At 53.6% G+C, this 16,516-nt stretch carries 11 protein-coding genes; 2 read left to right on the top strand and 9 right to left on the bottom strand.

The features are described from left to right. The first annotated feature begins 29 nt into the window (after nt 1–29). Nucleotides 30–2,597, top strand: coding sequence for a CHASE2 domain-containing protein (locus ABNF92_RS03455; protein ID WP_349343442.1), 2,568 nt, complete (start codon nt 30–32; stop codon nt 2,595–2,597). A 31-nt stretch (nt 2,598–2,628) separates the two neighbouring features. Here the strand turns inward: ABNF92_RS03455 and ABNF92_RS03460 are convergent, their stop codons facing one another. The 4 genes from ABNF92_RS03460 to ABNF92_RS03475 all read right to left on the bottom strand — a co-directional run bounded on the left by ABNF92_RS03460 (nt 2,629) and on the right by ABNF92_RS03475 (nt 6,198). Then, entirely contained in the window at nt 2,629–3,093 is a 465-nt protein-coding gene (locus tag ABNF92_RS03460; protein WP_227514606.1) for a fibronectin type III domain-containing protein, read from the bottom strand. 304 nt (nt 3,094–3,397) lie between these two features. After that, a complete protein-coding gene (locus tag ABNF92_RS03465) occupies nt 3,398–4,657 on the bottom strand; it encodes a TRAP transporter large permease (RefSeq protein WP_069184879.1) in 1,260 nt (419 codons plus the stop codon). Then, nucleotides 4,654–5,199: a TRAP transporter small permease subunit gene (locus tag ABNF92_RS03470; protein ID WP_069184880.1), complete on the bottom strand. Its 546-nt coding sequence runs from the start codon at nt 5,197–5,199 to the stop codon at nt 4,654–4,656. Before ABNF92_RS03470 ends, ABNF92_RS03465 begins: the two co-directional genes overlap by 4 nt. Before the next feature lie 15 nt (nt 5,200–5,214). Then, nucleotides 5,215–6,198: a TRAP transporter substrate-binding protein gene (locus ABNF92_RS03475; RefSeq protein ID WP_069184881.1), complete on the bottom strand. Its 984-nt coding sequence runs from the start codon at nt 6,196–6,198 to the stop codon at nt 5,215–5,217. Between the two features lie 310 nt (nt 6,199–6,508). Here ABNF92_RS03475 and ABNF92_RS03480 point away from each other — a divergent pair, with 310 nt between their 5' ends. After that, nucleotides 6,509–11,992 (top strand): hypothetical protein, encoded by a 5,484-nt coding sequence (locus ABNF92_RS03480; RefSeq protein WP_349343443.1) that lies wholly within the window; start codon nt 6,509–6,511, stop codon nt 11,990–11,992. Here ABNF92_RS03480 and ABNF92_RS03485 read toward each other — a convergent pair. The 5 genes from ABNF92_RS03485 to ABNF92_RS03505 all read right to left on the bottom strand — a co-directional run bounded on the left by ABNF92_RS03485 (nt 11,974) and on the right by ABNF92_RS03505 (nt 16,497). Beyond that, nucleotides 11,974–12,831 carry a hypothetical protein gene (locus ABNF92_RS03485; protein WP_349343444.1) on the bottom strand — a complete coding sequence of 286 codons (858 nt, stop codon included), beginning with the start codon at nt 12,829–12,831 and terminating at the stop codon, nt 11,974–11,976. The genes ABNF92_RS03480 and ABNF92_RS03485 overlap by 19 nt on opposite strands. A gap of 474 nt (nt 12,832–13,305) precedes the next feature. Next, entirely contained in the window at nt 13,306–13,740 is a 435-nt protein-coding gene (locus ABNF92_RS03490; protein ID WP_349343445.1) for an antitoxin Xre/MbcA/ParS toxin-binding domain-containing protein, read from the bottom strand. A 296-nt stretch (nt 13,741–14,036) separates the two neighbouring features. Then, nucleotides 14,037–15,785, bottom strand: a complete 1,749-nt coding sequence (locus ABNF92_RS03495) for an FUSC family protein (protein WP_349343446.1) — start codon at nt 15,783–15,785, stop codon at nt 14,037–14,039. Between the two features lie 30 nt (nt 15,786–15,815). Then, complete coding sequence (locus ABNF92_RS03500; protein ID WP_349343447.1) at nt 15,816–16,118, bottom strand: monooxygenase; 303 nt, start codon at nt 16,116–16,118, stop codon at nt 15,816–15,818. Nucleotides 16,119–16,170: 52 nt separating this feature from the next. Then, a complete protein-coding gene (locus ABNF92_RS03505) occupies nt 16,171–16,497 on the bottom strand; it encodes a hypothetical protein (protein ID WP_349343448.1) in 327 nt (108 codons plus the stop codon). Between the last annotated feature and the right edge of the window lie 19 nt (nt 16,498–16,516).

Genomic DNA, 16,516 nt, shown 5'->3' on the forward strand with positions numbered 1-16,516 from the left:
TTGATCGAACGAAACACACAGCAGGGCTCATGAACCGGGATTGGCTGCCAATTAAAACGACCCCCTGGACTCTGGGCCTGATACTGCTGGCGCTCCTTCTGCTCATCCAGACCACGGATTTGCCCCAGCGCCTTGATTTCTGGCTCTACGATCAGGCCATTACTTCAAATCCTGTAAATGCCTCGGACGAGGTAGTACTGGTAACCATTGATGAGCTGAGTCTGAACCGCCTCGGGCGCTGGCCATGGCCTCGCACACTGCACGCAGAGCTTATTGCCAAGCTTGAGCAGGCAGGCGCCAAAACCATTGTCTTCGATATTCTGTTTGCAGAACCGTCACCCGATGACCAGCAACTGGCAGAACAGATGCGCAGCCATGGCAACGTCATCCTGCCGGTCTATCTGTCTCCCCCCACATCCCAGTATCTGTTGAGCGAACAATTGCCGGTTGGACAACTGGCTTCAGCGGCCAACGGTCTCGGGCACGCTCACGTGGAACTGGACAGCGACGGCGTTGCGCGTGGTCTCTACCTGTTTAATGGTCTGGGTCGTCAGCTCTGGCCGAGCCTAGCGCTGGCCGCTAGCGGGATAGGGCCACAAAATTCGGGGACGGAAGAGGCCCTTCCCTATGTCAATGTTCGCGATCAGTATCGGGCCATCCCCTTGATCGGTGGTGCCGGCTCCCTGCAGTCGTACTCCTTTGCAGAGGTTATTACACAACCGCCAGCCCCTGAACGTTTCAGAGGCAAAACCGTCTTTGTCGGCGCCACAGCCGCAGGTTTCGGAGACATACTGCCAACACCTTTCTCAGGCCTGAGTCGACCTATGGCCGGTGTTGAATTTCACGCCAACGTGTTCTCCGCCAGAACCCAGGGGCTGTTGATTCGCCCGGCACCGGAATGGGCTTCGGCCCTTCTGTCTTTAACAACCATTCTGATCCTCGCGCTCGCCCTGCCTCCGATGCGCCCGGCACGCACTCTGCTCGCCTGCGCAGCGGCTCTGGTCGGACTGGTCGGTCTCTATCTGTTCATGCTTCTGGCGCTGAAATGGTGGATTCCCCTGGCGAACGCTTTGCTGGTGCCGCTCCTGGCCTTTCCAGTCTCAAGCGGCCTCAGGCTCGCCATGACCAATCGTTTTCTTAACCGGCAATTGGACGACCTTGCCAGAAGCCCGCAAGTTGCCCTGCCCGCACCCTCGGGAAGAAACCCAACGCAACTTCTGGAGCACTTTCAAGCCCTCTTCCGGCCCACTGGCTGGCTTTTACTCAAGGAGAACGAGGTTCTTTCCGCCCGCGGATTGTCCCTGGCCGATGTTCCCTCTGATCTGACCCCCGGCCACTGGTTCCACGACAGCAACCGCAGCTGGATTCAGCTATTGCGCGCCGGTACCCGCTATCACCTGGGCCTGATGCTGCCCAATGATCTCGGCCGCGAAGCTGTCCAGCGCTACTTGCGCAGACTTCATCTGGAGCAGCCTGCACTGGCGGATTCAACCGCAAGACCCAGCGAAAATATCTCAGCGCGAATTGAGCGGGTGCGTATCGCCACGGATCGGCTGAATCACATGCAACAATTTATTCGCAGAAGCTTCGAGCGCATGCCCGACGGTATCATTGTTACCGACGAACTGGGCGTTATCCGCTTTGCCAACGGCCATATTGAAGAGTGGTTCCGCGAACCCATGCCGAGCCTTGCAGGCCTGCCCCTGGTCAGGTTGCTCGAAGGACATGACCCTCGGGAAACGCCGCCTTGGCACGAAACGGTTTCCGATACCCTGACACTGCAACAGAGCCGAACCGTGGATCTGAGAATTCGCGACAAGGATTTTCTGATTCATTTCGCGCCGTTTTCACTGCCCGACACTGACCAACAAGGCATCATTGCCAACATTTCGGACATTTCGGAACTACGGGAACAGCAGCGCCAGCACCGCGAAGCCATCGACTTTATTTCCCACGACGTACGTTCGCCACTGGTTTCACAGCTTGCCCTGATCGAACAGTTGAAACGAGACCCTAGCCACATTGAACAGGAACAACTGGACCAGCTGGGACGGCTGGCCCGACGAAGCTATCACCTGGCGGAGGAGTTCGTACAACTGGCACGAGCCGAACAGCTGACAGAAACCCGGTTCTACGAATGCGAGTTTCTGGCCATCGTGGAGAATGCCCGTGATAGCGTCAGCGAACAGGCCATCGAGAAGCAGATACAGCTCCAGCTTCAGGGCACCGAAGATCTTTGGCTGAAAGGCAACGCGGAGCTTCTGGAGCGGGCCGTTATCAACCTGCTCACCAATGCGGTTCAATACAGCCCGAGTGGATCCGACGTCAGCATTCAGGTCTTCCGCGCCGGTCACCAGGCCTGTTTGACGATCGCGGACGAAGGCACAGGCATCGATCCGGAAGAACTGCCGCACCTGTTTGACCGCTACCGTCGGCAGAAGAGCTCGGAATTGGCCGGAGTACACGGTACCGGGCTGGGGCTTTCGTTCGTAAAGACCGTCGTGGAAAAACACAGGGGAGAGATATCGGTGTCATCGACACCGGGTGAAGGTTCTGCCTTCACCTTGAAACTTCCAATTGCAGATCCGCTGGCCTGAGACTTCAAACTTCAGGCCGGGAATTCCCGCCTCAGGACCGGATAGACTTGCTTACAACATCGGAGGGCTCACTGATCAGCCCGTTGGTATCCTGAACCTGAATGGTGAAATACCAGGTACCCACGTCCAGCCCGCTTACTTCGTAGGACATTTCCGCCTCGGCCTGAGCATTGATAACGACAACCTCTTCGCTCAGCTCTTCGGCATCCTGCCCGTAACGAATCACATATTTGTCGAGCTCGCCCATCGGAATGCTCTCGCCATTCACGCGAGTAAGCGGCGCGCTCCAGCTCAGCACTGCGGAACGCTCAGGAGATGGATCCTGACCACCAACGTTGCCGCCATCAGTCGGATTACCTGAACCAACCGAACCGCCGGAATCGCCCGGTGATGCAGTGCCAGCACTACCCGATGAACCACCCCCACAGCCTGTGAGAAGTGCTCCCAGAATAAACGCGGCAATCCATGCCTGTGACACTTTGATGACGCGTTTCATATGCAATTAACACCAATATATCGTCGACTTTGTAAAATTGTATAAAACGTGGACGATTATCGATGTGATGACGGTCATTTTCCTAATTACGAAAATGTCAATTTCCCGTCAGGGAATGGTAATAAAGAGGGGAAATCACTGACTAGCAAGGCAAAAATTTGCCCGGAAAGGGCGATAGCGGCGTGAGCTACTGGAAAAAAGTCTAAGCAGGGAAAGAAATGAAGGAAGGTATATAGCATACCTCGAAATGACTGGAGACCATACTCAACTGCGAGAGCGTGCCTCTATGTAAATCAGGTGCTACCTACAACAACGCCAGCACCAACCCCTCTTCCCAACTGATCAACACCAGCGTCAGAATAGTTGCCAGAAGGAACGGAAGCAAAGCCCGGAAAATAGCCATCGGCGATGCGCCGGTCATGGCGGAACAAATATAAAGGCCCGCACCAACCGGTGGCGTAAGCAAGCCAAGAACCAAAGTCAGGCACACCACCACGCCGAACTGGTAAGCGCTGATGCCGAACTGAGCTTCCGCTATGGGCATTAGGATCGGCACGACCAATATCAGTGCGGCAATGCCATCGATCACCATGCCCACCAGCAGCAGGATACCCACGACCAGCATCAGAAACATGAAAGGGTCTGTGGTTTGTGCGGCGATCCAGCTGGCCGCGCTTTGCGGGATCTTTTCGAAGATGATCACCCAGCCGAATACGCCGGCCGCGGCAATCAGCATGATGACCATGCCGGAATTGAAGGCGGTCCGCCTCAGAACTCCGAAAAGGTTTTTGTATTTGAGGTCTCTATAAACATATTTGCCAATCACCAGCGCACCCATTGAAGCCAGCGCGGCTGATTCTGTGGGCGTGGCCAGCCCGGTGAGGATGCCGCCGATGATGATCAGCGGGATAAGCGCCGCCGGGATGCCCATCAGGAAATACTGTTTAGCCTGCTGGCGCGTTGGCCAGCTCCCTTTCGGATACTGGTATTTCAGGCCGAGCAGGCTGATAGCGATAAAAAACAGGAAGGACATCACCAGCCCTGGAATAATGCCCGCAATAAACATATCCGCAATCGGTACCTGGGCCAGAACGCCAAACAGCACGAACAGCATGGACGGCGGGATAATGGGCGAGAGCAATCCCCCGGCAGCGGTTATGGCGGCGGCATAAGGCTTTTCGTAACCGTCTTTCTCCATGGCAGGCACCATGGCGCGAGACATCATGGCGATCTGTGAGGCAGCAGAGCCCATAATGGCCGCCATCATCATGTTGGCCACCAGGTTGATATAAGCCATGCCTCCGCGGAACCCACCGACCAGGATGCGCGCCAGGTTCACCAGCCTGCTGGTAAGGCCACCCTCATTCATCAATTCGCCGGCGAGCATGAACAGGGGTATCGCCAGCAGTCCATAGCTCTGGATAGCGCCGAATAGCTGTTGCAAGTAGGAATCCAGCAGCACGGTGTTACCCGAATCGTAGATATACCAGAGCGCCGTCAGTGCCAATACCAGGGAGATCGGCACTGCCAAAAACAACAGAACGGCGAAGACAACCGCGGTCATGTCGTACCCCCGCTCTGTTCGGGGGCGGCCTCGAAACAAAGAAGATTAGCTAAACCATGAATGGTCAACGTAATCGACAGAATCGGCAGCACCATCCACACCCAGAACTTTTTAATGCCCAGGGTGCTGGTGTTCTCCGCGTACATGAAGTTGAAGGTTTCTGCCTGAAAGCTTTCCAGGTCAAACCCCACCTGATATAGCGTGACCGGGTCATACCAGCGCCAGCTGAGCCAGGCCAGAATGCCGCCAAACAGAAGCACCATCAGGTCGCTAATTTTCGCCAGTACGGTTCGGGTTCCACCTTTTACATACTCGGTCAGCAGACCCACGGCAACGCTTTCCCGCCGTTTGAGCAGCACGGATGTCGCGAAGAAAGTCATCCAGATCATGCAGTAGATCGCCAGCTCATCCACCCAGTAGATGGCGTAACCGGCAAAACGAGTGACGATGTTAAGAAGTATCAGCAGGGTCACCGCACCGGCAAGCGATGCGGCGATGACAGCTTCAATGCGTGCGACAAAATCCGAAACAGCTTTAAGCATGGTGCATCGCCCGGATTATTGGGCTTTGATGTCCTCAGCGACGTTGCGCAGGATACCAAGAGACGGGGCTTTCTCAGCCCAGATGTCTTCCCAGGCGGAAATGGCGTCAGCGAATTCACTGCGGTTTGCCTTCCTCACGGTGATATCCAGCTCTCTGAGCTGCTGTTCCTGGTCCTTCTCCTGGGCCACAAACTTGTCCATCACGGCATTCAGGTGAGCTTTCATGGTTTCCTGGATGAGCTGTCTGTCTTCGTTGCCCAGGTCACGCCAGACCTTGCCAGATACCACGCCCACCATGGGGAACATCATGTGGTTGGAAATCAGCAGGTGGTCGGCGCGCTCGTAAAACTTGAGCACCAGGATGGAGTCGAAATCCATGTCGATGGCGTCAACCTGGCCATTCGCCAGCGCGTCATAGACCGCAGGAAGTGGCAACGGCGTGGGTGCCGCGCCGACGGCGTTGTAGAAATCCCGAATGGGCTCGAACGGGGTAATGCGTAGCTTCTTGCCCTCAAGATCGGCAGGACCGGAAACCTCATCCCGGCTGAGCACCTGGCGCATTCCAGCCATGGCATAACCTACACCTACCAGGCCAACGTTGGCCGGCAGTTGGTCCAGAAGTTTGTTCGCTTCGTCGGAGCGTAACAATTCTGCGGCCTGGTCAATGTTGTCGACCAGATAAGGCGCATATAGCGCGCCGAAATCCGGCACCCGGTTGGACACTTCAGCAATGGTTAGGAACGCCATATCCAGTGCGCCCGTTTGCAGCTGCTGAACCATCTGCGCCTCGTTACCCAGCTGCCTGGCCGGGAAAACCGCTACCGAATGCTCTCCTCCGGACTTCTCGTTCAGATCCTGCCCGAACTCGTTGGCTGCCTTGGTCCAGATGTGGGGCGGAGGCGTGATCAAGCCGAGGCGAAAATCGCGGGCCTCAACGGCGGCACTGGACATAACTGCAAAGGATGCAAACGCGGCAAGCAGGCGCTTCATTGAACTCATCGGAGGCTCCATTTATGTTGTTTTATTCATCAAACGATGGTTTCGGAAACTCAGTCCCGAAGCATACCCCAGAACGACGGAGTTTTGGACGGGCGATTTCGCTAACAAGTTTTTAATATCGCAACAAAAAAGGCAGACCAGTGACTAACTGATCTGCCTTTTTTGAATTTGGTAGCGGGGGCTGGATTCGAAGGTTATGAGACTGACAATTATAACCCACTTTTTTTGTGCCCAATCTTAATAAATTGCCTTAAATTGATGTATGAATTAGAGTTTCAAGGGTGGCAGGCTCTGGAGACTAGGTGCATTAATGGCGAAAGACGACTACCAAAATCGGCACAGGATTGAAGAATCAGACGATAGCAATTTGACCGTAAGGCTTGCTGGACCTCATTTTCAGACTATCGAATCCTGGGCGGAGCAGCAAGGCGTATCCGAAATCTTCCAAGCCATTGCTCTCACTTTTGGCTTCACCGAAAATTTCACCATTATCGGCAACCTATCCCGCGAACTCTCCGATTCCGATTCCGTCGACCTATTAACCCAATGGGCTGACAATCCATACGTCTATCAACTGAATCGACTGATCACAGCCTACAATACATGCACCGAAATCTCTTCAGCGTACGTTGGCATTCACCAGGGCGTATCAAGAAACAATACCAAACAAACACTCCGTGCCGCCGGAGCCGACATCAAGCACGAGCATTTTCTGCTCGAAATGATCGTACAACCCTCAGCACTATCGGGTCGTGATCCACTGGATCACCTCCGCCGGACCCTCAGGCTTTGGCTCATCGTGCAAGCTATTCAGCGGACAGTGGAACATTCCTGTCGCCACGACAGCCAAATACAACAGGTAGCGAGCGCTCTCAGCTTATCCGGTGACGACGATAAGTGGACCGCAATAGACGCAGTTCTTGAGAAGTCTATGCAGGCCTGTCCTTCAGATCGCCACTCCTACAAACAGTTCACTCTTGCGATCCGACACGCTGCCACACAATCGTTGGGTTATTTTTCGAAACCCGGCAATCGCAAACAACTTTTATTGCTCAAAGCGATCCAACGGGTAGCAGAAGGCCAACGAAATCCAATCGCCATTCGAAAAACGGCCCACCTCTTCAGGCCCTCATTCATCAGACTAGTCACGAACACCGACCACCCGCTGACCCTTGACAATAAAATCGGCACGCCAAAGATTCTAAGCTACTCCTACAACGAGAGTACCTCGGCTGATGAAGAGGCGCTCGAACAGCTGCTCCTGTTCGACGTGAATCCGAAAGAGACTCCGGAACAGCAGCAGCTATCAGGCCGAAGTGTTCTGATGCAAACGGCGGAGCTTTCTCACTATCTGCCATGGTCATGGGATAAGCCACTTCCCCCGGAAACCGACCTTCTGGAGCGATGGCTAGCGAGCACCCTCGTTCATGATGAACTTCAAGAGCGACTGGGTGCAGGCCTGGTCTGGCTGGCGCTTCATTTTGGACGATCCCTGGATTTTATATTGGAGTTAGAGATCACCGATAAGGTCCAGCCCGAGTGGAGCCTCTCAAGCGATTTTTTAACGTTACTTCGCCAGACACCCCGTCGTCACAGTTCGTGGTATCCCGACAAGAAAGACGAGCCTTTGATCGAGCGTTTTGCAGAAACTCTCCATGTCACCCTGCCGAAACAGATCCACGAAATATTTCGACAAGCCAGTCAGTCATATCATGAGAAATCATCGCTGAGACGGTTGTGGACGATAGCTTGTCCCCATGACCTGAAAACCTGGTTCCGAGAACACGCACGCCAACACTTTCCCAGACTCTCCAGCGCGAAACTCGCGAACGCCCTACCCCAGCGAGTGTTTAATGAGCAAGGCGATCACTCTCTCGCGCGTCTGATATCAGCCCATCCCCGCACTGCCCTTCCCGCAGCGTGTGGCTATGCCAATTGGGATATCCGACAAGTCCAGAACGGCTTCGCATTGCCCGTAAAACACACATCCGGGAGTAGTGAACGGGTTAACCTAATGGGCAGTCTCTTAGCACCGCTAGAATCAATACTGATTGAAGGGGTCCACAAAAGCACTGAAAAACTTCTGGCAAGTGCCAATGGCGATCCCGTCACTTTCCACAACAATCTGGTCCAATATACGGTCACCGCTCTCTACGCCGCCACGGGGTGCCGTCATCTTTCCGAACCCTTTGAGTCTCTGAGCCATTTTTGCAACAGGCCTTCTTCGGTCTTTATCAATGATAAAACAGACGACGGTCTTCACTGCGGCCGAATGGTGCCTTTGGCTGATGGAGCAAGGGCACTGGTTAATGCATATTGTGAGCATCTTCGTAAACTTCAAGATGTTCTGGCAGATCACGACAATGGATTTGCCGAGCGTATCGAACGGGTACTGCAAGGAACGTCCGACTCTCTGCCGCTGTTTTTCTTTCTCGATCCTTGCGGATCCTGGCACCCACTAAACGACACAAACGTACCGGGAGCCGAACTATTCGAATGGTCTCTTCCGAACAATCTGTTCCGGCATAGATTTTCCCAGCAGTTATTACGATGTAACGTAAATCCTGAAGTCGTCGATGGCTGGATGGGGCACGGTGAACGAGGGGTTACAACCTACAGCGATCACTCACCAAGATGCTGGAAAGATGACGCTGAGCGATATCACCAAGCGATTAATGACTGCTTTGACCGACTTGGTTTTACGGCTGCCCCGCCCACCACACCCCAAGTTGAGATTCAGCTTCAACGCCAGCCCAACACAGCCAACTACAACGGGCCAAAGCATTTCGGTCAGGCGAAACGCCATCAGGACCGATTGCAGGCTCGCGATCAAGCTCGCTCATTAGCTCGAAAGGATCTGGATTTAGCTCTGGAAGCCAATGCTCTCTCAGAGCATGAACAGCTGACCCAGGCATATGTTGACAGTCTGGTTAAATGGATGCTCTCGCGCGAGAACGGTCTGCCCCATCCCCGCGCAGCCATCCGAATGGAGGTCTTGATCCAGTGGCTTGAGACTTCAGGGCCACAAGCACGGCAGTTTATCCGCCATCGACTGACTCACCTCGGCACTGAGCGCTCATTGTTCCGGAGCTCCTGTCCCCGGGCACTTCAACTTATGCCGGACCTTCAGCGCTGGGCGAGCGAAACTAGGCAAGCCATCCGACAGACACGACTATCAAAATCCGAGGGATTGGTCCTCGCTGTCACCTTCCTCGCCATCGAAAAGCGAATCTCCTACCCTAAGCTGTTGGGGGATCTGGTTCGGGGCGAGAATTACCGTGTGATCCAGCACAAACAGCGCGTGTACCTTGAATACAACGAAGCGCTGGAGCCTGATAACTTTGATCAGCCGGTTCAACGACACGTAATCGATCACACCACTGGACGTTTGCTGGCGAAAGGCCTCGGGATAAAAGACACAAAGGACCTCACGCGAACGCCTTGCCCGAAGTCCCTAAAGTCACTGTTGCAAATCCTGAAGTCTACAAGGCCTGAGGGTATAGCTGGGCAAACAGACCTGACTCTGGGCAAAGTGCTTGAATCTTTACATCGAGTTGTCGAGCAGGCCAACCTCATCGACTTGCCCGGAATGGTCGCTGGTGCCCTGAGCGAAAGGAGCCCCCCAACAAGCGTGTGTTTTTATGATCACCTGAGGCTTACCGAAGGGCTCCGCTATAAAGTCCCGGGAGGCAGCACAGAAGACCAACTACCGGAGCCGGAAATTTTACCAAACATCCCGGCTATGACCTCTGCGGACTATCCCGAGGCATTTTACGATGCATCCAAGGCTTTCCTCCGAGCGCTGCATGACTTTCTGAATCAGTACACCAAGAGCACTTCACTGAAGATTGCCAAGGACATAGAGCGGCACTGTAGATCCAATGCTTACCGAGTCAGCAGCGCCATTTTAATGCTTGGTTACTGGGTCGCCTATCGCATCCGCAGGGGCAAAGGCGGGCACAATCGAGCTCACAAACCTTATGCAGCCACCTCTGTCAAACGCTACCTGGGCACACTGTCCCCCGCATTCCGTGGTTTAGCATCAAATGCTGACTTGATGGTCATGACCGAAGAAGACGTCACCGAATTGTGCGCGAGAATGCTGTCCCGGCATGCGGAGAAACAACGGGACTTGCAGTATTTTTCGGCTCGACTCATCGATTTTTTTGACTGGGCTTGCGAACGCGGCGTATCTGCACCCGACTGGGATGAGCTGGACTTGGGCAGCTCAAGACGATCGGTGCGCCCCAGACTGTTTTCAGAAGAAGAATACTTTCAGACCCTGCGGATACTGCTGCGCCCGGACTCAGACGAAGAGGACCGTGGCAAGCAAGCTGCCTTTGTCCTTTTACTTGCCTTCCGGTTTGGCCTCCGGGCCCAAGAAGCCCTGGGCTTACTGCGCTCTGATTGGTGCCAATCAGGGGAACTTACATGGGTTCTCGTTCAAAGCAACGCCATTCGATCCCTGAAAAACAGCGCTAGCAGTCGGCGCGCCGTACCCTTGATGTTCCCACTGGCGGAGATCGAACGGACACTGATTGAAACAACCCTTACCCGGTATACAATCCGTTCAGTGGGCTCGAACAATAAGCCGATCTTTGGGGATAACGACGGAGCGCTCACGCCCTTTGCGCGATCAATTCCCTCCGACATTGCCAAAGCGCTTAAACTTGTCACAGGCAACTCAAGAATGAGCCTCCATCAGGCAAGACATGGCTTCTGCAATATATTGTCTACTGCGCTGTTTGAGATTCAAACACCGCTGGCCGCCAATTTGTGCACGTCTGCAGATGTAGAAGCTATCAGGCAAATTATGCTGGGACAGCATGAACTGCCATCGAGACGCGGTGCAACGGCGATCGGCCGCGCGCTGGGCCACCAGACCCCCCACACACAGATGCGCTCATACAACCACCTACTCATAGAATGGGCAGACATGCTCACTCCTGTCAGGTCCCACTACGCCAGCAACATTCCAAACGCGATTCACACCGACAAATGGGCCATTGAAACGGTATCTGAACAGGACTCTCTGCCCACGATCTTCTCCAAACAAGCAGAACTGACGCCTTCTATCGTGATCGAGGCTTTGCGACTCCTGGCACTTGGATACCATACAAACCGTATTGAACACTTGTTGCGTCTTGAGCCCGGGGAGCTGGCCGACGCTGAAACCTTGGTTGATCGAATCAACGCGGGTATTCGCTTCAAGGTGTTTGATCCTGAGAAAGGGAAAAAGGCATACGTTTACGGAGCGGCCTTACCAAGACACCTGCTTAAATCACGCCCTTTTAGCGTCTGGCCGCGCATGTTGAAACTCACCGAGAAGCTGCCACCGAAGAATCAACTGACCAACGTTGGACCTCTACCTCTGTTGGATCAGGCTTCCAACTTGGTGGGCAGAAACGGCCACCTACTTATGAACCTACCGGAGGATTCAAACCTCCTGCGCCTGGTTATCGACTGTTTTGAGTTGCCGGAGACTTCCTATATGGCCATCATCAAAAGCAGGCCTCACGATATGTCACGCGCTCAAAGTTTACTGCAAGCCGGCCAGTTCGATGAGGCTGCAGACGCTTCGATCCAGCTAGATACGTTCAATGAAGATTACGGGCGAACCTTCGGGCGGGCGAGGTCTTACGCCGGGTTGGTTCTCGCAAAACCCGCTTTAGGTCCGCTCCATGACGGTCTTGAGCTAGTACTGGCGTACATCTCTATTGCAGCAGCTTACTGCCCAAGGACAGGGCCGCTCTCGGGATCAGAGCCCCAGTACATTTATTCGAGCTCAAAATGATCCAGTTCATTTGCCGCAACCGGACTCAATGCCTGCAAGGTGAAGACGCTTTTCCTTTTTTTTCTGACTCCGGGCTGAGTGGTAGCCTTGAACTCTACCTGGCCACCGTTTGCATACACTTGAGCAACGATGCGGAGAAATCCCAGGTCGTGGCACAACATCTCGATTCTACCGTCGCAATGCGATTCGTCGTCGTTGGCAGACTTTTTCACCATGAGGATCACGATGCTTTTTTCTTCGTCGAATCCCATCGGCCTGGCAATACCCTCGATAGTTCCGAGTGAGCCCTGCTCTACGGCGAGAGCTGGCATCACTCCCCGCATTGTTATGCCTTGAGGATCCGCGCTTCCAAACTTTATCATGATGCCCTGCTTGATCGATTTGTTCGCAAACCGCGCAGCGACATCCTCGCCCAATGATTGCAGAACATCCTGATCCTGCATCCCTAGCAAGCTCTCTACCTCTGGCTCTCCGAGCGTTCGCTGTGGAATCAATTTGGCAAGGATCAGCCGAGCAGCAGCTGAGAACGCTTCAACGTCGACGGACGTTACGCCAGAACCGACAAGCTTAATAACATACGTTGCAGGGAACTCAACATCGCTCCTCGAATCGACCCTCAGCCGCGATTCGACAACGACGGATTCAGTTTTTTGAGACTTGGCGTATTCATTAAGCGCGCGAATCAGCGCGTCTTTCAACTGCTTTTGCGCCGGCAATACCAGCGCACCTTCTTCCTCAAACTCCAACGCACCATCAGTGTTCACAACATGGGGTGCGCTGGATGGGTGCAGAACCAAGATTGTAGTATCAAGTGTCGCGCATGATTTTTGAGTAGTCATAAACTTCAGTCCCAAAGATTCTCGAGTACCGGCCTATCCACCCAGTGATTGCTGTCGATCACAATCCGTCCAGGCTGCAACAAACGGTTACTCTTAACTTTTACCACACGTCAGACTCGCATTCGGCGAGACGCTCTGAACGACGTTACAGTCGATTCGTTCAGGCAACCTCTCAGATCAGTTTGATCACTGACAGTGGCACGCTTCAGGCTTAATTATTTCAAGGATCAAGGGACTGTTTTTGCAGTAAAAGCGTATTTTTTGCGCACTTTTTGGCGAGGTAAGTTCTGAAAAAAACGGATTGGCCAAGCAAGCCATGCGGTTGAATCGCGCAGATAACGCTGATGCAGCTTTAAGTGAGGCCAAAAACGATTCTTTCTTTGGCAGAAATGTCATATGGGATGAGATTCGGCAGCAGTGCGATTTTTCGGTACTAAATGAGACTCTAACCATTATCCTTTTCGAAACGATAAGCTAGCTAAAATCGCCTCCTTCGATTTTGCGAAGCACCTCCATCAGCCAGCACCGGCCTTCGTGGGTATCCATTAAACTGAGCGGAGTCTCTTCACCCAGAGCAGGAACATGGCATCCCAACCAAGCTTTTCCTAGCGCTTGCGACTCCCAGACCGAAAAACACACCGACAGCACCCTGGCAATCTCAAGCACCGCTTCCGAGGTTCTCGTATCCAGAGTAACCATCTGACAGGCTGCCTCGAAGCGTTGTTCCGACATGCCAAGTGTCTTCCCAATCTCCTTACCAATTCCGGATAACAGTGCGACTCGAGCTAACCATAGGCCCGGAATACCAGCACGCACTGTATCGATGTAAAGCGCAGAATCAAGGAAAAGTCGCGAGGGGATACACCCGAAAACAACCTCACTACCTTGCTCTGAATTCTTCTGATTCATAAAGCTGACCTGAATGGTTGATAGGATCAAAGTTCATTTAACATCTCACAACAAATTAGCCAATCAGCTAAAATCTTACAGTAAATACTCCAGAGACTCAGGAGACAACGATGGAGCTTGAAACAGGTGTTTTGACGGCCATGGCGATTGGTATTGTGGGTTCTGGCGCACTGACTGGTTGGTCCCTCTGGTCTCGATACGAAGAACGAAAGAATCCTAAAAACCGCTAAATAGTGTAGTTATCCCTCAACCCGCGGAGAGATTCAAAATTTTTAGGTAACAATTCCAAACGGTGCCTAGCTGTATTTGGCAATCGACCGGACACTCGCATCTATTGCTGCGAGAATCCCGAATTCGTTGCCGCCGCCCTCAGGCCACGAAATAGGAACCAAGGCTTCTTTTCTGCGGTCAACAACCTGCTCGGCAACGGTTCGGCACTGGCCGGCTAACTCATTCAAGTAGTGGTTGGGTATTTGCTGATTGGTTTGGGACGTGCGGCTTCTGTAAAGCTCTATCAGGTTCTGAAGTTGGGCCATTTCGATAAGGGCTGCCCGCATTCCAGCGCCGTCGATCAGAAGGCCTGCAAGACGGCCAAAGTCAGCTGCGGTATAGGCAGCCGCCAGGTTTTCCCGGAGGCGGGCGGCACTAGGGCCAGTCTTACTAGGGTCGAGCACGTTTGCTGCATCGTTCAGTAAGTTTGCACAGGCTCGCCGAACATTATCACTGGCTCTTTCAGGCATCACGAAAAGGCCGGCAAAGATTCCAAAGGTTGCGCCAGCCAGAACTTCGATGAACCTGAGCCCAAGCAACATTCCGATGTCACTTCCCCCGAGAGAAAGTGCCTGTCCAATGAGAGCCGTTACTGCCGCCATTCCGGCAGCGTAGTTAACGGGTATAAAGTAGAAGGCCAGAAAAGTCAGGCCCATAATTGTGGCCCACTCCAACCAGGGAATGGGTGGCAAAATACTGCTTAAAACGATTGCCAGAGCGAATCCCACAACGACGCCAATAACGTTTTGCACGCCCTTGCTTAACAATCGTCCCGAGCTTTCTGTTCCAAAAAACATGAACATGGCTACCAACACCGCCCATGGCCATCTTTCCGGTGAAATAAGAAATCCCGCCAGGGCTGCCGGCATTACCGCTGCCGTCACCTGTATCGCCCGCCGATGAGAGGAATGCATCCATTTTTCCGAGAAACTAGCCGCATTTTCCGCCACGTCAGTTCTCCGAAACTCAGCAACATCCTTCTGCACAGCTTCCCGGGTAACCCAATCGGCTCTCGTGACTTCTGGTTTTTCAGTGAGGATCCGGGAGATTTCTGCTTCGCTCGCTGGCGCGCCGAGAAGTTCTATTTCAAAAGCGGTTCGCTGATCGAGTAACGCGGCCCGGCTGGAATCATCCAGTTTTGGATGCGTTGCTAATGACTGAATAACCGGCACCATCGCCTTGTGAAACCAACCAAGCAAATCCGCTCTGGTATCTGATCTGGCGGCCAAATGGGCGGCGCGCATCAGGATCAATTGATGACTGCGCAAAACAAGGCTCAAGCGGAGCGGCTTATCGTCAGCCCAGATCAAAAAGCGCACCGCCATCATTATCAAGATCGAAACGCTGACCGCTGCCAAGTGCCAGGTCAACAACCCATCCTGAGCCCCGAAATAGATCGTAAACATGAAGATCCACGCAGCGGCCATTATCATGGTTGCCAGCTTGGAGCGACCGCTCTGTAACCAGAAGCCAAGCCCGACCATTAGAGGCAGAATGATGATCTGCAGCGCTGGCTGGTCAGCGACAACGTGAACGATCATAAGCCCAAGCCCATAGCCCGGAATCATTAGAAAGGACGTGGTAATTCTTGTAACGCGCCTCGGCTCACGAGCCAGAAGCAGAGTGAACTGTGCCGCCGCCACACCGAGCAAGACCCCCGGAAGGTCTTGCTCGGTTTCTCTGGCAAGTAACCAGCCAATAATTGCGACCGCTGCCAAGCCCAACACAGCTCGGCTGGCGAAGATCAATCGTGCGAAGCCGGGATCGTAAAGCAACAACGTGTCCCGTACCCCGGTCAACATGACTCAAACGGGGCCGCGATCAATAGCGGACAACGGCTCGTTAACGCGGAACACTTTACCATTCACCTTCGGCACACCGAACTCCTTCAGTCGGGCCGTATGCTTGTCCAGATAGGCCCTTGCGCTACCTTCATCCTCGAACAAGTAAATGCCGCCTGCCTCGCGGGTGTCGCTGTTCTCTGTCCATATTTTCCAAAGAAACCCCGGCTCCCTGGCAATAGACTCAGCAAGCTCGGCCATCGCGCTCGCCATCTCATCGCCAAAAGGGCCCTCATAAGGAAAGTCCACTTGGAGTATGGTTCTCATTGTTCCTCTCCTCCTGAGTTCACCAAAGCATCATCATTCCCGTCGCCCACATTTAATACAAGTGCGTGTCCTTTTCCGGCTCGAAGACTAATTCCTGGATCTTCGATTCGGTCAGGTTCACTCCGTCTGAATTCAACATCGGACCGACAACTACGTGCTGGCTGTCCATCGTAAGGTAAAAGGCAACCGGCCAGCCCTCCATACTTCCAACATAGCCGGTCATGCCACCCGGCGCGTCGAAGGTTCCGCTGATGGTTACGCCGCGATCAATCAGGCTCTGCACCGCAGCCGGGTACTCACTGGCTATTGCAGTCACGCTTTGGCCGATTAGAGCCGCAGTGACAAACACATACCTTATAGACGACTTAATCCTTTCCATAAAATTCTCCAACCCGGAC

The sequence above is a fragment of the Marinobacter sp. MMG032 genome (genome assembly GCF_040112695.1).
In the GTDB taxonomy this organism is placed as follows: Bacteria; Pseudomonadota; Gammaproteobacteria; order Pseudomonadales; family Oleiphilaceae; genus Marinobacter; species Marinobacter salsuginis.

What these genes read in the sequence shown, in the direction of transcription:
- ABNF92_RS03455 (WP_349343442.1), top strand. Translation starts at nt 30, where the DNA reads ATGAACCGGGATTGGCTGCCAATTAAAACGACCCCCTGGACTCTGGGC.
- ABNF92_RS03460 (WP_227514606.1), bottom strand. Translation starts at nt 3,093, where the DNA reads ATGAAACGCGTCATCAAAGTGTCACAGGCATGGATTGCCGCGTTTATT.
- ABNF92_RS03465 (WP_069184879.1), bottom strand. Translation starts at nt 4,657, where the DNA reads ATGACCGCGGTTGTCTTCGCCGTTCTGTTGTTTTTGGCAGTGCCGATC.
- ABNF92_RS03470 (WP_069184880.1), bottom strand. Translation starts at nt 5,199, where the DNA reads ATGCTTAAAGCTGTTTCGGATTTTGTCGCACGCATTGAAGCTGTCATC.
- ABNF92_RS03475 (WP_069184881.1), bottom strand. Translation starts at nt 6,198, where the DNA reads ATGAGTTCAATGAAGCGCCTGCTTGCCGCGTTTGCATCCTTTGCAGTT.
- ABNF92_RS03480 (WP_349343443.1), top strand. Translation starts at nt 6,509, where the DNA reads ATGGCGAAAGACGACTACCAAAATCGGCACAGGATTGAAGAATCAGAC.
- ABNF92_RS03485 (WP_349343444.1), bottom strand. Translation starts at nt 12,831, where the DNA reads ATGACTACTCAAAAATCATGCGCGACACTTGATACTACAATCTTGGTT.
- ABNF92_RS03490 (WP_349343445.1), bottom strand. Translation starts at nt 13,740, where the DNA reads ATGAATCAGAAGAATTCAGAGCAAGGTAGTGAGGTTGTTTTCGGGTGT.
- ABNF92_RS03500 (WP_349343447.1), bottom strand. Translation starts at nt 16,118, where the DNA reads ATGAGAACCATACTCCAAGTGGACTTTCCTTATGAGGGCCCTTTTGGC.
- ABNF92_RS03505 (WP_349343448.1), bottom strand. Translation starts at nt 16,497, where the DNA reads ATGGAAAGGATTAAGTCGTCTATAAGGTATGTGTTTGTCACTGCGGCT.